This window comes from Okeania sp. KiyG1 (assembly GCF_014132355.1).
Taxonomy (GTDB): domain Bacteria; phylum Cyanobacteriota; class Cyanobacteriia; order Cyanobacteriales; family Microcoleaceae; genus Okeania.
On sequence record NZ_BLZO01000093.1, the window covers coordinates 1 to 16595 of the forward strand.

Here is a 16595-nt window from a genome sequence, read left to right on the forward strand (position 1 = left end):
CAAATCCGTTTAATTAGACATCAAAAAATTCTTCAATCGTCATAACTATGCTCATCTTTGTAATTCTTTTCTCCTCCTGACTCGGTCCTCCTGACTTCCTCCTCCTGGGAGGGGCTAGGGGTTGGGTTGGGAGGAGGGGCGAGGGGTGGGTTGACTCCTCCTAACTTAACCATTCTATGGCTGTTTAACCGGATTTGATATTATGCGTAAGTCTGGAAATAAAATCAATTATCGTACAGAAATTATTAATTCTTTTCGCCTACTCCCTACTCCCTAATTTTCTGGAGATGTCTATTGTATAACCGGATTTTATATCAGTCCCCAATTATACACAGCAATTATAACTTTTGGCTTATAAATTATGACTTTTGACTCATTATTCCCTGCTCAAAAGCCAAATCAAGGTAGAATAATAAATAGAACTCACTCAAAGTTGTTTAGGGAAAATTATAATATGTTGCGTAAATTAACCGTTTTGTTTATGTGTTTAACATTGTGTTGGACAACAGTGGCCTGTGGCAGTTCAAACACAACATCATATCAAAACTCAAATTCCAATATTTCTTCCAACCTCACTAAGCAAAACCGAAATCAAGTAACTCAGGGACAATATCCCGTACAACAGGCAACTTATAACGATGCTAACGGTGAGTATACCTTAATGTTACTGAATACTCCGTCAGGTACACCACCGATGTATAGTACTCAAGATTTGCAAATGGCAAGTTTGACTGAGGAAGAAATTCAGGAAGGCAAAACTAACTATGCCGAAATTAATGGCAACCAAGCTAGTTTACACATCAAACCAGATTTTAAAATTGAATATGTACACAACGTCACTGAAACCCAAACCGATCCCCAAACAGGTAGACAAGAAACAATAATTGTGCGTCGAGAGTCTAACTTCTGGACACCTTTTGCTGGAGCAATAGCAGGTCAGGTAGTTGGTGGAGCAATTAGTAATATGTTGTTCAGACCTCAATATTATGTACCGCCAGTTTATCAACCAGGTGGAGTAATGACTGGTTATGGTGGGTATGGCAATAGCTATGACCAAGCTGTTAGTCGATATCAAGAACGTTATCAAGCTCCACCAGCATCGGTAAAAAACCGTCAAACATTGCGTTCTACAGGTGTAACTAATTCGACTAGAACTAATAACACTCGCAGACAGCAGCAAAATCTAAATCGTTCCACGGGAAGTGGTGCTAGTGCTAGTGACTTGCGTCGTTCCGATCAAGCAAAACCTCGCCAACAACGTCGTAGTTTTGGTAGTGGTGGGTTATCTCCCTCTCGTCGCGGTGGTGGTTTTGGATCTAGACGACGCCGTTAATGAAGTCAGAAGTTAGAAGTCAGAAGTTAGAAGTTAGAAATAGGGTGAAATGAAGTTAGAAGTTAGAAAGGGGGGGCGACGTACAGAAGTTGTTTTTGTCATGGGGATGTGTGAGCAACCCTCCAAAAAAGTTTCCCCAATGCGGGATTTTAGACCCAATTATTTTGATAAATGAATCATATTTATTTATCTAAAACTTAAGCATTCAGTCATCAGCTATGAGTTATTAACTCATTATCTTGGAAGAAGAAATTAGTAGTCAAGGAGTGAAATATGTTTGCACAGCATTCCGCAGGAAATGAAATATTTCTGTCAGCTAACCTTAGTTTTTGCTTGATTCTTTAAAAAGCTGATAGCTGTTTGCGCAGCATTCCGCAGGAAATGCTAATAGTTGTTTGCGCAGCATTCCGCAGGAAATGCTTACCTAAAAACTGCTGATAGCTAGAACAATTAATTAATTTGAGAAGGGGCAAACAGTTGTTCGCCCCTAAATTTTATGCTCATAAAAAAATCAATAATTAATAATTAATAATTACCTAAATTAATAATTAATAATTACCTATCTTGAAAATAATATCAATTTGAAAAAGAATGTTACAAATAGTTTAAAACTTTAGATGTCGAAGAATTTGCTGAAATTACTGAAGCATCAAAGTTTTGATCTATAAAATCCTAAGCATTCAGCTATCAGCAGTCAGCTCTCAGCAATTAGTAATGAATAATTACTTCTAAGGTTTAGTCCTGAAACATTTGGCAGTAACTTTTTATGATTTTTCAATTTCAAAGGTTACTTTTACCTTCCTCAAAAATTAATAGCTGATAGCTAATGGCTGACGGCTGTTTGCGCAGCATTCCGCAGGAAATGCTTACATAAAATCTTAATGCATGACTTTTTACTTTTGAATTCCGTGAAATGGTATAAGAGGCTTTAAACCTTAATTATTCGGTAAAATAATTATATAGTAAATTTTTTATATTAATACTTAACATCAAATGTTAATTAATTGGCAAGACTTAATAGCAGAAATTAATTTTAAACATAAACAATGTCAAGACGACCCGATGAATGCGATGGCATTTGCTTATTCTTTAGGGCAACTATTGTTAGAAACTAAAGCTTTATTCTCTCCTACTGAATGGCAATCTTGGCTCAAAAAGAATTGCAATTTTTCAGAAAGTTGTGCTGAAACTTATCTGCAAATAGCTAAAAATTGGCCTAGTTTCCGGACACAATTAGATGCTTATAGAAAAGTAGATTTGTCTGCTATGGAGAATATACCCCAGATGCCACTTATTTCCTCTCAGTCAAAAGATAGTTTTGAAGAAAATATGCAAACAGAAGTTAAGCAAATTATTCCTTTATTGAACAATACTGAAAATTTTCCGACCTCTTTTCCAGATGCTTCAGAATCTGAAAATGCCAGAATTATTAACTTTTATCTTCCTGGGAAAGTAGTTCCAAAAGCACGGCCACGAGTTACTACTAATGGTACTTATTTACCACCTCGATATCGTGCTTGGAGAAATCAGGCAGAAGTAGAAATTTACCGTCAAGTTTCTGAGCTTAATTTAGAAGTAGATTTACCAATTAAAAGAGCAGCTATTTCTATTAGTTTTTGTGGCAAACATCGTACTAATTCCGATTTAGATAATTTAGCAGGAGCTTGTCTTGATGCTTTAACATTAAACGGTGCGGGGGTTCTACAGGACGACCGCTTGAGTTGTATTCCTAAGCTGACTATTGAATATATTCCTAATGTTAAGGAAACAGGAGTTCAGATTAAAATTGAAATACTTCCTGTGAGATAAATCATTGAATAATAGGTTTTCAGTTAATATATGATATATCAATTATCAACATTAAAATTTTATATTATTTGAGATTATTTATCGAAAAAAATCTATCCTTTAGCATAAATGTAGAGTTATATTATGTGTGGAAATAAGTTATAATTTAGACTTAGTATTCAAGAGTTGGGACTTAGATATAGTAATTGTATAAATTACCGAATAATTAAGATTTAAAGCCTCTCCTTGTAAGCATTCAGCCGTCAGCATTCAGCTATCAGCTATTTCTTTTGGTAGGTGATAAAAGTTTTATTAATTGAGCTAGAAAAATCTGACTACAAAATTCAGCTCCAAAGTCTATATTCATTTAAACCCCCTTTTTTGCGTTCGAGCTGACAGCTAATAGCTGTTTGCGCAGCATTCCGCAGGAAATGCTTACCTCTCCTTTAAAGGAGAAACAAGCGGTCGTAGCGCAGCTTCCCGTAGTGGGATGGCGAGGAGACCTCGCCATATCCAATCGACCAAGAGAGAAAAAATTGTCCTTTGAGTCAATCCTCTTCTTTTCAAGGAGAGGTAATTATTAATTATTAATTATTAATTATTAATTTTTGAAAGTAGCTTTTCAGAGAAATTACCAGTTTATAGATAGAGAATGTTGAAGTTATAATGAGTTTATAGACATAAAATAAATTCACCCAAAGAATATAAAATGAGAAATTGGAAATATTTTAGATTAATTATCGGTACTGGATTTTTCCTTCTTGTTTGTCCATTTCTAGTAACAGAAAAAATACATATACATTCAAAGGCAATTGCACAACAGACCACAAAATATAGCGATCGCCTAACCCAAGAAAATTTAGAAATAGAAGCACAACAACTTGACGAGAAAGCTACAGAACAATTTCAAAATGGTGAATTAGAAGCAGCTTTAGAAACTTGGCAAAAGGTATTAGAAATTCGTCATCAACAAGGCGATCGCGATAGCGGAACGGAGTTCTATCGCTTTCATATTAGTAGCACTCTCCATATAATAGCAACTATTTACAAGCAACAGCAGAAGTATCAGCAAGCTTTAGAGTATTATCAGCAAGCACTGGAAATTCGTCAACAGTTAGGAGACCAAGACCTAATTGCTGCTACCCTACACAATATTGGTACAGTTTATCATCATCTTAGTCAATATCCTCAAGCATTAGAATCATTAAACCAAGCATTAGCAATACGTCAACAACTGGGTGATCGTACTGCTATTAGTCGAACTTTAAATGAAATTGCTGTTGTTTACGATACTCAAGGTAGATATTCCCAGTCTTTGGAGTTTTATCAAGAGGCTTTAAAAATTGCTAAACAGGAAAAAGATAGTGCAAATATTAGTGCAATTTTAAGTAATATTGGATTAGTCTATTCTCAATTAGGTCAATATGAACAAGCAATCAATTTTTATCAGCAAGTTTTAAAGACTAACCCCCCAACAAAAGCTACAATTTTAAATAATATTGGCGCTATTTATCATCGCTTAAAAGAGTTTCCAAAAGCCTTAGAATTTTATCAACAAGCTTTGGCAATTCATCGGAAAAATCAAGACCTTTTTAGTATAGCTACAACTCTTGATAATATAGGTGTAATTTATCGAGAACAGGGAAAAAATTCTCAGGCATTAGAATCTCATCACGAAGCATTAATTATTCGAGAAGAATTAGGCGACAAGGAAGGTCAAGCAGCTACACTTCATCATATTGGTATAGCACATCGAGAGTCAGACAGACATCCAGATGCTTTACAATTTCTGACTCATACTTTAATTATTGATAGACAACTTGGAAACCAGGATGGAGAAAGAATTACCCTGGCAAATATAGGTAAATTATTAGAAAGAAAAATCATCCTCAATTAGCAATAATCTTTTATAAACAATCAGTTAATATTACTGAAACTATTCGCAAAGATTTAAAAGTATTACCAGCAGAACAGCAGAAATCTTATATAGAAAGTGTTGCAGAAATATATCGTACTCTGGCTGATTTATTGCTTCAAGAAAAACGCGCCATAGAAGCACATCAAATTCTAGATTTATTGAAAGAACAAGAGATATTTGAATATATGGGAAACTTAAATGCTGATGAGGATGAATATAGTGAAATTCCACTGTTAGAACTGGAACAAAAATTCTGGAAAAGGTATACTCAGCTAATGAATGAAGTCGGCAATAACCAGGTTGACTATCCGAATATTTCGTCAGAAAAATTGCTGAGTATTCATAATTTTATTGATAGTGAAGAAGTGGCAAAAATTGTCTCAGAATTAGATGAAAATGCTCATAATCAAAAACTTACTTCGGATATGTTAGGTTCTTTAAAGTATGAACTTCAAGAACATAAACAGCAAAATACAGTAGTCTTATATCCATTACTTTTAGAAGACCGCTTAGAATTAATATTAGTCAGTGCTAATTCCGATCCAATTCATCGCACTGTTTTAGTAACCAAGGAAGAATTTAGTCAAGCTATCCTTGAATTAAGAGTGAGATTAATGAATAGAAATAAAGCCCAATCATTATCTAGAGGAAATAATAATCAATCCGATCAAAGAGCTATGGAAGCTGGAGCAAAACTGTACGATTGGTTGATAAAACCTATAGAACCTCATCTCAAAATCAATAATACTAAAACTATTGTTTATGCACCTGATGGTCAACTACGTTATCTTCCTTTAGCAGCACTATATGATGGAGAAAAATGGTTAGTAGAGAAATTTAAAATCAATAATATTACCACTGCAAGTTTAATGGATTTAACTCCAAAAACAGAGATTAATCCTCTAATTTTAGCAGGTGCTTTAACAGAAGGAATTTATAATTTCCAAGTAGGCAAAAAAAACTTTGATTTTGAAGGATTACCTTTTGCTGGAGTAGAAGTAGAAAAGTTAGCAACGATGTTTCCTCAAACCAATAAATTATTAGGTAATGCTTTTACTAAAAAAGCTATGGAATCACAAATGGATAACTATAACATTGTACATTTTGCCACTCATGCTGCCTTTGTAAATGGTCATCCAGAAGAATCTTTTATACTATTTGGAGACGGCACTCGCGCTAGTCTACGAGATGTGAAAGATTGGGATTTAAAAAGTGTAGAATTAGTCGTTTTGAGCGCTTGTCAAACTGGTGTGGGAAAACAGTTAGGAAATGGGGTAGAAATTCTCGGTTTTGGTTATCAAATACAAGAAGCTGGTGCATTAGCAACTTTGGCAACTTTATGGCAAGTTGATGACCAGGGTACCCATGAATTTATGAATGATTTTTATGCAGCTTTAAAGAATGGTGCAACTAAAAGTGAAGCAGTGCAAAAAGCACAAATTAGTATGATTAATAGTCAGTTTAATCATCCTTATTATTGGGCACCATTTATTTTAATTGGTAATGGATTTTGAATAGGCAAGGGAATTACATCAAAGCCAGAAAAATGGCTAGAACCCTTGTTCAACAATTAATAATTAATAATGGCTTTGTTGCATGAAAGTAGCGTTCTTAAAATCCATTCGGCAGTTATATCACTCTGTTTCGCAATTATTAATGTTCTATTTAACTATTGGACAATAGTTATGACTCTGGTGATCAGCGTACGCTTTGTTTGGCAATGATTACTATTTATCTATTGGACAATAGTAGACTGACACAGCTAAAATAGTGCATTAGATTCAATTCAAAAGTCAAAAGTCAAAAGTCAAAAGTAAGAATTTTTAAGTTAAAAGCTAATCCACATTTTTAGATGAAACGATCCACTACTAGACTGACACAGCTAAAATAGTGCATTTTTCTAATGCTCTAATTTTTACTGCTCATGTATTTGAATAAAAATCTATTGCACCAAATTAGCTGTGTCGTTCCAATAGTTATGACTCTGGTGATCAGCGTACGCTTTGTTTGGCAATGATTACTATTTATCTATTGGACAATAGTAGACTGACACAGCTAAAATAGTGCATTAGATTCAATTCAAAAGTCAAAAGTCAAAAGTCAAAAGTAAGAATTTTTAAGTTAAAAGCTAATCCACATTTTTAGATGAAACGATCCACTACTAGACTGACACAGCTAAAATAGTGCATTTTTCTAATGCTCTAATTTTTACTGCTCATGTATTTGAATAAAAATCTATTGCACCAAATTAGCTGTGTCGTTCCAATAGTTATGACTCTGGTGATCAGCGTACGCTTTGTTTGGCAATGATTACTATTTATCTATTGGACAATAGTAGACTGACACAGCTAAAATAGTGCATTAGATTCAATTCAAAAGTCAAAAGTCAAAAGTCAAAAGTAAGAATTTTTAAGTTAAAAGCTAATCCACATTTTTAGATGAAACGATCCACTACTAGACTGACACAGCTAAAATAGTGCATTTTTCTAATGCTCTAATTTTTACTGCTCATGTATTTGAATAAAAATCTATTGCACCAAATTAGCTGTGTCGTTCCAATAGTTATGACTCTGGTGATGAGCGATCACTTTGTTTGGCAATAATTACTATTTAACTATTGGACAATAGTTATGACTCTGGTGAACAGCGATCACTTTGTTTGGCAATAATTACTATTTAACTATTGGACAATAGTTATGACTCTGGTGAACAGCGTACGCTTTGTTTGGCAATGATTATTATTTATCTATTGGACAATAGTTATTACTCTGGCGTTCGGCGTACGCTTTGTTTGGCAATGATTACTATTTAACTATTGGACAATAGTTATTACTCTGGCGTTCGGCGTACGCTTTGTTTGGCAATGATTACTATTTAACTATTGGACAATAGTTATTACTCTGGCGTTCGGCGTACGCTTTGTTTGGCAATGATTATTATTTAACTATTGGACAATAGTTATTACTCTGGCGATCGGCGTACGCTTTGTTTGGCAATAATTACTATTTAACTATTGGACAATAGTTATTACTCTGGCGATCAGCGTACGCTTTGTTTGGCAATAATTACTATTTAACTATTGGACAATAGTTATTACTCTGGCGATCAGCGTACGCTTTGTTTGGCAATAATTACTATTTAACTATTGGACAATAGTTATTACTCTGGCGATCGGCGTACGCTTTGTTTGGCAATAATTACTATTTAACTATTGGACAATAGTTATTACTCTGGCGATCGGCGTACGCTTTGTTTGGCAATGATTACTATTTATCTATTGGACAGTGGATTGACTCCTAAGAAATAGCCTAACTATTTGTAGCAAACAGTTATCAAATTGGTATTATTCAGTAATAAAGGAATTATAACTTTTTGACATAAAAACCTCTTGCTATCTATCTTTGAGCCTATTTTTTGCTGCTGTTTTGTGTAAGTCCCGCTAACTATTTGTAGCAAAAATTTATCACATTGGTATAACTTTATCAATATTGCCCAAGTTACATTAACTGTGGCTGAATTTAGCATCTAACTAAGGAGACTGTTGTATGACAGATACATTACGATTTGGTATTGTGGGAACGGGATTGATTGCCAGGGTGATTGCCCAAGGATTAGTCGATGCCAAAAATTGTGCTTTAGTCGGAGTGGCTAGTCGTTCCATCTCTCGATCACAGGAGTTTGGCCAGCAATTCGGAGATGTTAAAGGGTTTGACAGTTGGCAAGATTTAATCGCTTGGTCTGGGGTGGATGCAATTTATATTGCGACTCCTACTGCCTTAAAAGAAGAAATTGCTGTGGTAGCTGCGCAACAAAAAAAGCACGTTTTAGTCGATAAACCCTTTGCGACCTTAGAGTCTTTGCAAAAGATTACCGTAGTCTGTAGGGAAAATAAAGTCTTGTTTATGGACGCAACCCATTTTGTCCATCATCCCAGAATTGCAACCATTAAGCAAACTATGGAAGAAAGCATTGGTAAAGTTCAAGCGATACGAAGTGCCTTCTATTTTCCCGTTAGCGATCGCAGTAATATTCGTTTCAATCCCGAATTAGAGCCAAAAGGAGCTTTAGGAGACTTAGGTTGGTATAATATGCGGGCAACAGTTGAATTTTTAGCTCCTAACATTAATTTAAGCCAAATTTCAGCCAAAGTTAAACGAGACATCGAAACTGGGGCGATCGTTCGTGTTTGTGGTATGCTCGCTTTTGATGATGACAGTACCTCGACTTGGGATGCAGGATATACTTCAGGTGCGATAACGATGGATTTGGCTTTAATTGGTACAAAAGGCATTATTACCCTAGATGATTTTGTGTTAGATTGGGTGAATAGTTTTGCCTTTAAAAATCCTAATCTTAAGGCGGGTTTTTATCTCAAAAATGGTATGGATACCCGTGGAGATGTCAAATTTATTGAGGTAAAAAGTGAGCAAAGTTCTCAGGTGAAAATGGTCGAAAATTTTGCTGATGTGGTGTTCAATGGTGTGACTAATTCTACAATAAATTATTATCAAGTGAGTGAAAAAACTCAAGCCTTATTAGATGCAATTTATGGTTGTATTTAGTTATTAACAGGACGTAAGCATTTCCTGCGGAATGCTGCGCAAACAGCTAGCTCGCATTTCCGTTTGTCATGCTGCGCAAACAGCCATCAGATGGATGAACATATTTAAGCAAGAACTGAGGTTAGGTTATAGCCAATTTCATTAATGAATTTTAATTCTTCTTGGTGGATAATTCTCCTCTAGTATGATAATGAGTTAATAACAAATAGCTGATAGCTGATAGCTGAGTGCTGAATGCTTACAACAGGACTTACGCAAGATGTGAAACTATACACCAATTGTAGAGGTTGAATGCCATTCGCCCCTAGAAGATATGGTGGTTATGCTTCAAGAATGCGCGAATTTAGAATGCGCGAATTTAGAATTACCTCTCCTTGAAAAGAAGAGGATTGACTAATTATGAAAATTTTTATTTATTATCCCCTTAAAAGGGGAGGCTTTAAACCATAATATTTCGGTAAGTTCTGTTCCTGTTAATGCTAGGATAAAATTAGAGAATTTACTAAAAGACAAACCGATGAAATATAACAAACTTGGTGATAGTAACCTAAATGTATCAGAAATTTGTTTAGGGACTATGACTTATGGGCAACAAAATACTATTGAAGAAGCTCATCAACAACTTAATTATGCTGTTGCTGAAGGTATTAATTTTATTGATGCAGCAGAAATGTATCCAGTGCCAACTAAGGCTGAAACTCAAGGAAAAACTGAAGAATATATTGGTGAATGGTTAGTTAAACAACAGCGGGATCAATTAATTATTGCTACGAAAATTGCTGGACCTAATCCTAAAATGACTTGGATTCGTGGGGGAAATAATCAAGTTAACCGCCCCAATATTCAGCAAGCAATAGAAGACAGTTTGCGTCGTCTTCAAACTGACTATATTGACCTCTATCAAATTCATTGGCCTGACCGTTATGTACCTATATTTGGGATGCCCGATTATGACCCAAATAACGAACGAGATACTACACCTATTGCCGAACAATTAGAAGTATTTGGCGAGTTAATTAAAGCTGGAAAAATTCGTTATTTAGGAGTAAGTAATGAGACAAGTTGGGGACTGTGTGAATTTTGTAATTTAGCAGAAAAATTAGGTTTACCAAAAATAGTTTCGATTCAAAATGCTTTTAGTTTAGTCAACCGTATTTTTCATATAAATTTAGCCGAAGCTTGTCGATTTAATAATGTGGGATTAATGGCTTATAGTCCTCTAGCTTTTGGTATTTTAACAGGTAAATATTTAGATGGAATTCCTGAAAATTCTCGTCTATCTTTATTTCCTGGATTTGAGCAACGTTATCGTAAAACAAATTTAACTGAAGCAATAAAAAGTTATGTAGAAATTGCTCATAAAAATAATATGACTCCCGCACAGTTAGCATTAGCTTATGTCAGTTCCCGATGGTTTGTAGCTAGTACAATTATTGGGGCAACAACTATGGAACAATTGAAAGAAAATATTAGTAGTGTGGAGATAAATTTGACTGAGGAAATTATTGCTGAAATTGATGAGGTTCATGCTAAATATCCTAATCCTACACCTTAGAATAAAAGAGTAAATAGTAAAGTGAAAATTATTCAGTTTAACTTCCCGCCAGGGAAGTCCCGCGCTCTCCCGAAGGGGAGCGTCGTATGGGAAAGCCAGGGCCTTGAGTCGGATATCTCCACAAATAAAACCTTCCTATACCCTTGACAAGCTAGGAGGTATGTATGTTATTATCAAGAGCAAAACAGGGGGAGGACATCACCTCTGTCAAAGCAGCGGTCATTTATTTTTATGACTGAAGAATCCCGCTTTGTCGCGCTATGCGCAACGTCGGGAGTATGTCAAGTTTTAGCTAGTAGATATAGGGAGAGATAAATTTTGAGAAAATAATTCCTTGATTTTAACTCTCCCAATCTTCCAGTTGCAAGTTATTAACTCTAATACCAATTTCATAAAATATTGCAAAGCGTGAGAACACAGGGAACAGGGAACACCTGAACTGTGGCTAGTGAAAGAAAAACATAAATATTAAAGAGGAAAAAAGGTGGAAATTTTAGAATTTATGGAATTTATAATTTTTTATTTTAGGAATAAATCACAAATTAAGATGTAACTGCCTTTGCGTGAATTTGGTATAACAGGACTTACGCAGAGACTCTACTTATATCATGTCCGGATAATTAGTGATGAAAAAACTTATCCTCTTGCTTAAGCAGTAAATCTTTCTATTTTCCCTACTCCCCTACTCCCCTACTCCCCGCTCCCCCACTCCCCTACTATCTGAATAATAAGTATTCAACCGGACATGATATTATGGGGAGGGCGAATACCATTCGCCCCTACAGATGGTGGTTTAACAGTCAATTTGCGTAAGTCCTGATGTTCATACTTCTAATCTATCGAGTTCTTCTAACGCTGCTATGACATTTTGTTCTTGGTAACGCTTCGCATCGCTACTATCTTTTCCAGAGAGAATTACAGATTTTGCAAGGAGTGGATGAAACCAGTAAGAATGGCTACACTATATTATGGTGGCCCCTAATGTTAGGAGAGTTTCTTTTTGGCCTTCAGTTAATCCTGTCGCACCTGTAATATTCATTCCTTCATAGAGGCGTTTTGCTTTCAGAGTTTTAATGCAGTTACCAGTTTGAATATTCCACAGTTTAATAGTCTCGTCTTCGCTACCACTTGCAACCATCGAACCATCACCACTAAAAGCAACAGAACGAATAGTATTTTCATGTCCCGTTAAAGTGTGCCAGAGGTTGCCACTAGAAACATCCCAGAGTTTAATTGTACATTCATCCCCACCAGTTGCTATCAGGTTACTATTAGGACTAAATTTGATCGATCTAATTTGCTTGGTATATTCTGCCAAAGTATGCAAACATTCACCTGTACTGACATTCCAGAGTTTAACAGTGAGGTCATCACTAGCACTAGCAATAATTTTACCATTAGAACTCCAGGCAACTTGACGCAATTTATCTTGATGTTCTCCTATATCTGTAAGCTCTCCCGTTGCCATATTCCATGTTTGTAATAATCTACCATCACTAGCGATCGCTAAATTCTGACAATCAGGACTTACAGCAACTGACCACAACCATTCTGGATAATCTTTGAAAGTTTGTAGACAGGTATTTGTATTCATATCCCATAACTTGATACCGCCGTCACTACCTACACTAATCAATTTTCTTCCCTCCTCATAAAAAGCTACTAACCAGATCCAGTCTCCATGTCTTTCAGGGAGAATTGAGCATTTCCCAGTAGCAGTATCCCATAGTCTAATCTGACCATCATTTCCTGCACTGGCAATTTTTATTCCTTGAGGATGGAAAGCAACTGACTGAATGCGCTTTATATGTCTGTCTAAGATTTTACAGTCACCAGTCTCAATATCCCACAGTCTAACCACGCGATCGTCACCACCACTCACCAGAGTTTGACCATCAGGAGAGAAAGCAACCGACCATACTCTTTGAGTATAACCATTGATAGTCTTCAAAGATTCACCTTTAGAGATATCCCACAATCTAACATTTTGATCGTCGCTCCCACTAATTAGACTTTTACCATCACTACTGAAGGTTATAGATCGAACTCGTCGATTTTTTTCTGGTAAAGTCAGTAATAATTCACCAGTTTCAATGTTCCATAACTTCACAGTTTGATCCGCACTACCACTAGCTAGAGTTTGATTGTCAGGACTAAAAACAACTGACCACACTCGTCCATTATGTCCCGAAAAAGTTTTCAGACATTCACCAGTATGGATATCCACTAACCTGACCAGTTTATCGTCGCTACCAGTAACTAGAGTTTCTCCATCAGGACTAAAAGCGATGGCACGAACAACATGATTGAGTTGTTGCCAAGTTGTGAGACATTTACCACTCTGAACATCCCACAATTTTACAATTTGCTCCATTACACTAGCACTGGCAATTTTTGTTCCTTGAGGATGGAAAGCAACTCCTCGTACCCAGAAACGGTGTTCCTGTAAAACGTGAAGACATTGATGAGAGTTAATATCCCATAATCTTACAGTACAGTCATCACTGCCACTAGCCAAAATATTACCGTCTGGACTCAAAGCAATAGACCAAATGTGACCAGTGTGTCCTTCTAATGTAGCGAGACATTCACCTGTATCAATATTCCATAATTTCACAGTGCAGTCATTACTACTACTAATTAAAATTGGTTTTTGAGGATGAAAAACAAGGGACCTTACCCAATTAGTATGACCTAAACAATTAATTATAAATTGACCGTCCGCTACTCGCCAAATATAAATATTTTTATCCGCATCTCCGCTTGCCCAAAGTTGGCCATCATAACTAAATGCGACGCAAAGAATACTGCCTAAAGGTTCGGAAAAAATTGATTTAGATAAATTAGAATTGCTCAAGTTAACCTGATGTAATTTAACTCCTTGAAGATATGCTTGGCAAATAGTTAAATAAGAAAAATCATAGTTAGTTAAATCAGTATTTAGCTGAGACAATATATTGAGAATATTTCCTCCTAAATACCCAGGAGCTTGAGGAGATTTTTTTTGGCAATTTGAGATAATTTTTTGGAGTTGATTTTCGACATTTATTTTGCCTGCTAATTCTTGAAGTAACCTTTCTAGTAGTGGTTGGATAATCAGGCGAACTTGAGTTTCTCGAATATAGTCTTTAGCTGTTGCTTTGCAGAGACAGTAGTTATTAAAAAGTTGTATTTGAGCAGTCTTAATTTCTTGGCAAATTTCATCTATTAATCGAGCAATAATATATTCTCTAATTACAGGTAGAATTGTATATTCTAATTGGGTGGTTTTGATGAACGATCGCCGTTTTAAAGACCTTAATGATTGGAGTAATTCTTGTTTGGTTTGCCATGAAATAATATCTTCTTTTAGTTCTGTATCAGAAGCTGGTTCATAATTAATTGCCAGCCAGTACATAATTTCCTGTTCTGAAGTAGATAGACGATTAAACTGACGTTCATATAAATCGTTTATCTCCTCGAATTTTAGTTGTCCTAATTTTAAATAATCTTCTATAAATTTAGATAAATTTCCCCCAATACTTCTTGAATACTTGCTGCTACAACTTCCAAAGCAGAAGGATTACCTGCATAATGTTCAATAATTAATTTCCATTCATGTTCTGAGCCTTCAAATTCCCCATATTCTGTAAATATTTTTTGACTGTTTTCTACATTTAAACCTTCTAATTCTAAGATGTTGATAGTTTTAGTTTTTAGCAATTAAATCAATTGCTTGTGGTTTTTCTCGGCTGGTAATTAATAAGCAGCTTTGATGGGATAATTCAGCTATTCGCTTGAATAAATTACCATAGTCTTGATAACCTTCCCGATATTTACCTGTTTGATTGCCACTTTGAAGAATTGATTCTGCATTATCAAGTATTAGTAAACAACGAGAGGATGCAAAATAATTAATTAGTCTGGTTATTTTTTCATCTAAAGTTTCTGGGAGTATAGTTTCTTGTTGATTTGAAAAGAACTTGATTGAATCTTCCAAAATGTTTTCTATTGTTGGAGATGCTTCAAGACTTCGCCAAATTATATAGTCAAAATTATTCTGAATTTCTGTTATTAATCTAACGGATAAACTTGTTTTCCCAATACCCCTCGACCAAGGAGCAAAATTAGGTTACATTTGTCTTGCAAAATTGATTTTTAATGTATCTAATTCTTGAGTACGCCCGTAAAAGTAAGGAACATTAGGGGCATTTTTTAAATCTTGGTAAAGGGATGGGTTTTTATCTAATATCTGTGTCGTTCCAATCTCAGCTACTCTCTGAAGTGAGGATGAATCACAATGGCCTTCTCGTTCTAATGTTTCTTGAATATCTCCTTCATTTGTAACACTCAAAGAAGAATTTTTAACTAAATCGGGTTTATATTTGCGGAACAGTTCCTCTAGTTCATGGCGCTTTGGATAACGCTGACCATGCTCATTTTTTAGATTAAACGCGTTACAAATTTGTTGAATATGTTTTCTGACCGTTGACTCTTCAATATTGAAACTCTTAGCAATAGTTGGATCATCCTCTCCAGCTAAAAACTTTTTTAGTACATCTTGTCTTCGTTTTGTCAGGTTATTGAATATTTCATTAAACCTTTGCTCATTCATGTCTTTCAGAACCTCCTGGACAGATACTTGCTTGTGTACTTGTGAGTCTTTTTACACACACAATATTTGTGTACTTGTGTACTGCTATTGTAAAAAAATATATAATTTGACTTGAAAGTCAAAGCAAAAGTGATTAAAACTCAAGAGCTAAAAGAACTAGAAATACAAGAAATTAAAGAAAGGTATCCTAAGCAGTGGGTGACAGTGAACATTACCGAAAAAGATGTTTATGGTTTTCCTGCTAAAGGAAAAGTATTATTGCAAGCGAGTTCGATTGATTTGATGGTGGACAAAATTAAATCTCTTCAAGGCGATTTGTACACATTCTATACTGGTAGTATTGATGATAAGGTTGAGTGAGATAAACTTAAGCTTTCAATACTACATAGATATCTATGAGTGTAATATTAGTAAGGAAAGAGTTTGTCGGAGATGCAACTTTCGACAGACTTAAATTATGGGTAATACCTGTTACCACAAAGTTTGAGGAAAGAAGTCATACATTTAACTTTCTTGTAGATACAGGATCTCAACGAACAGTAATAGACACTGTAGTGAGTAAAATTATTGATCTAAAAGTAGGTCGGGAATCTGTAGAAGGAGTTGGTGTAACAGGTAAAGAACGATATTTCTCAGCCAAATTAAACCTAGAAATAGGTCCAATAAGTTTTCTCGATCAAAACGTGTTAGTAGCTATTAGTCTACCAGGTATATATAGCAGGTATCAAATTGATGGTATATTAGGAGCAGATGTACTCCAGTCGCTTTACCTAAAGATTGATTACCCAAAAAAGCTTCTGGAAATAGAACGTCTTACTACCTACTATTAAGTTATAGGATTACCT

12 protein-coding genes are annotated in these 16595 nt (G+C 35.3%); 8 read left to right on the forward strand and 4 right to left on the reverse strand.

Annotation, left to right across the window (positions count from 1 at the left end):
• Positions 1–454 precede the first annotated feature (454 nt).
• From SAGCYANO_RS21950 to SAGCYANO_RS21975, 6 genes are all read left to right on the forward strand, one after another.
• Positions 455–1333 (forward strand): hypothetical protein, encoded by an 879-nt coding sequence (locus tag SAGCYANO_RS21950; protein WP_202222018.1) that lies wholly within the window; start codon positions 455–457, stop codon positions 1331–1333.
• A 993-nt stretch (positions 1334–2326) separates the two neighbouring features.
• Positions 2327–3142 (forward strand): RusA family crossover junction endodeoxyribonuclease, encoded by an 816-nt coding sequence (locus SAGCYANO_RS21955; RefSeq protein WP_202222019.1) that lies wholly within the window; start codon positions 2327–2329, stop codon positions 3140–3142.
• A gap of 688 nt (positions 3143–3830) precedes the next feature.
• Positions 3831–5018, forward strand: coding sequence for a tetratricopeptide repeat protein (locus SAGCYANO_RS21960; protein WP_202222020.1), 1188 nt, complete (start codon positions 3831–3833; stop codon positions 5016–5018).
• A gap of 131 nt (positions 5019–5149) precedes the next feature.
• Positions 5150–6553 (forward strand): CHAT domain-containing protein, encoded by a 1404-nt coding sequence (locus tag SAGCYANO_RS21965; protein ID WP_202222021.1) that lies wholly within the window; start codon positions 5150–5152, stop codon positions 6551–6553.
• Positions 6554–8584: 2031 nt separating this feature from the next.
• The gene (locus SAGCYANO_RS21970; protein ID WP_202222022.1) at positions 8585–9601 is read left to right on the forward strand and encodes a Gfo/Idh/MocA family protein; all 1017 of its coding nucleotides are present in this window, start codon (positions 8585–8587) and stop codon (positions 9599–9601) included.
• A 517-nt stretch (positions 9602–10118) separates the two neighbouring features.
• Positions 10119–11156 (forward strand): aldo/keto reductase, encoded by a 1038-nt coding sequence (locus SAGCYANO_RS21975; protein ID WP_202222023.1) that lies wholly within the window; start codon positions 10119–10121, stop codon positions 11154–11156.
• Between the two features lie 961 nt (positions 11157–12117).
• On the opposite strand, the gene SAGCYANO_RS21980 is transcribed toward SAGCYANO_RS21975, so the two are convergent.
• The 4 genes from SAGCYANO_RS21980 to SAGCYANO_RS21995 all read right to left on the reverse strand — a co-directional run bounded on the left by SAGCYANO_RS21980 (position 12118) and on the right by SAGCYANO_RS21995 (position 15750).
• The gene (locus SAGCYANO_RS21980) at positions 12118–14553 is read right to left on the reverse strand and encodes a WD40 repeat domain-containing protein (protein WP_202222024.1); all 2436 of its coding nucleotides are present in this window, start codon (positions 14551–14553) and stop codon (positions 12118–12120) included.
• 95 nt (positions 14554–14648) lie between these two features.
• Complete coding sequence (locus SAGCYANO_RS21985) at positions 14649–14858, reverse strand: hypothetical protein (protein ID WP_202222025.1); 210 nt, start codon at positions 14856–14858, stop codon at positions 14649–14651.
• Positions 14845–15240, reverse strand: a complete 396-nt coding sequence (locus tag SAGCYANO_RS21990) for a hypothetical protein (RefSeq protein WP_202222154.1) — start codon at positions 15238–15240, stop codon at positions 14845–14847. Before SAGCYANO_RS21990 ends, SAGCYANO_RS21985 begins: the two co-directional genes overlap by 14 nt.
• A gap of 27 nt (positions 15241–15267) precedes the next feature.
• Positions 15268–15750 carry a LuxR C-terminal-related transcriptional regulator gene (locus SAGCYANO_RS21995; RefSeq protein WP_202222026.1) on the reverse strand — a complete coding sequence of 161 codons (483 nt, stop codon included), beginning with the start codon at positions 15748–15750 and terminating at the stop codon, positions 15268–15270.
• A 129-nt stretch (positions 15751–15879) separates the two neighbouring features.
• On the opposite strand from SAGCYANO_RS21995, the gene SAGCYANO_RS22000 reads away from it, so the two are divergent.
• Positions 15880–16110: a hypothetical protein gene (locus SAGCYANO_RS22000; protein WP_237396504.1), complete on the forward strand. Its 231-nt coding sequence runs from the start codon at positions 15880–15882 to the stop codon at positions 16108–16110.
• Between the two features lie 35 nt (positions 16111–16145).
• Complete coding sequence (locus tag SAGCYANO_RS22005) at positions 16146–16580, forward strand: retropepsin-like aspartic protease (RefSeq protein ID WP_202222028.1); 435 nt, start codon at positions 16146–16148, stop codon at positions 16578–16580.
• Positions 16581–16595: the final 15 nt, after the last annotated feature.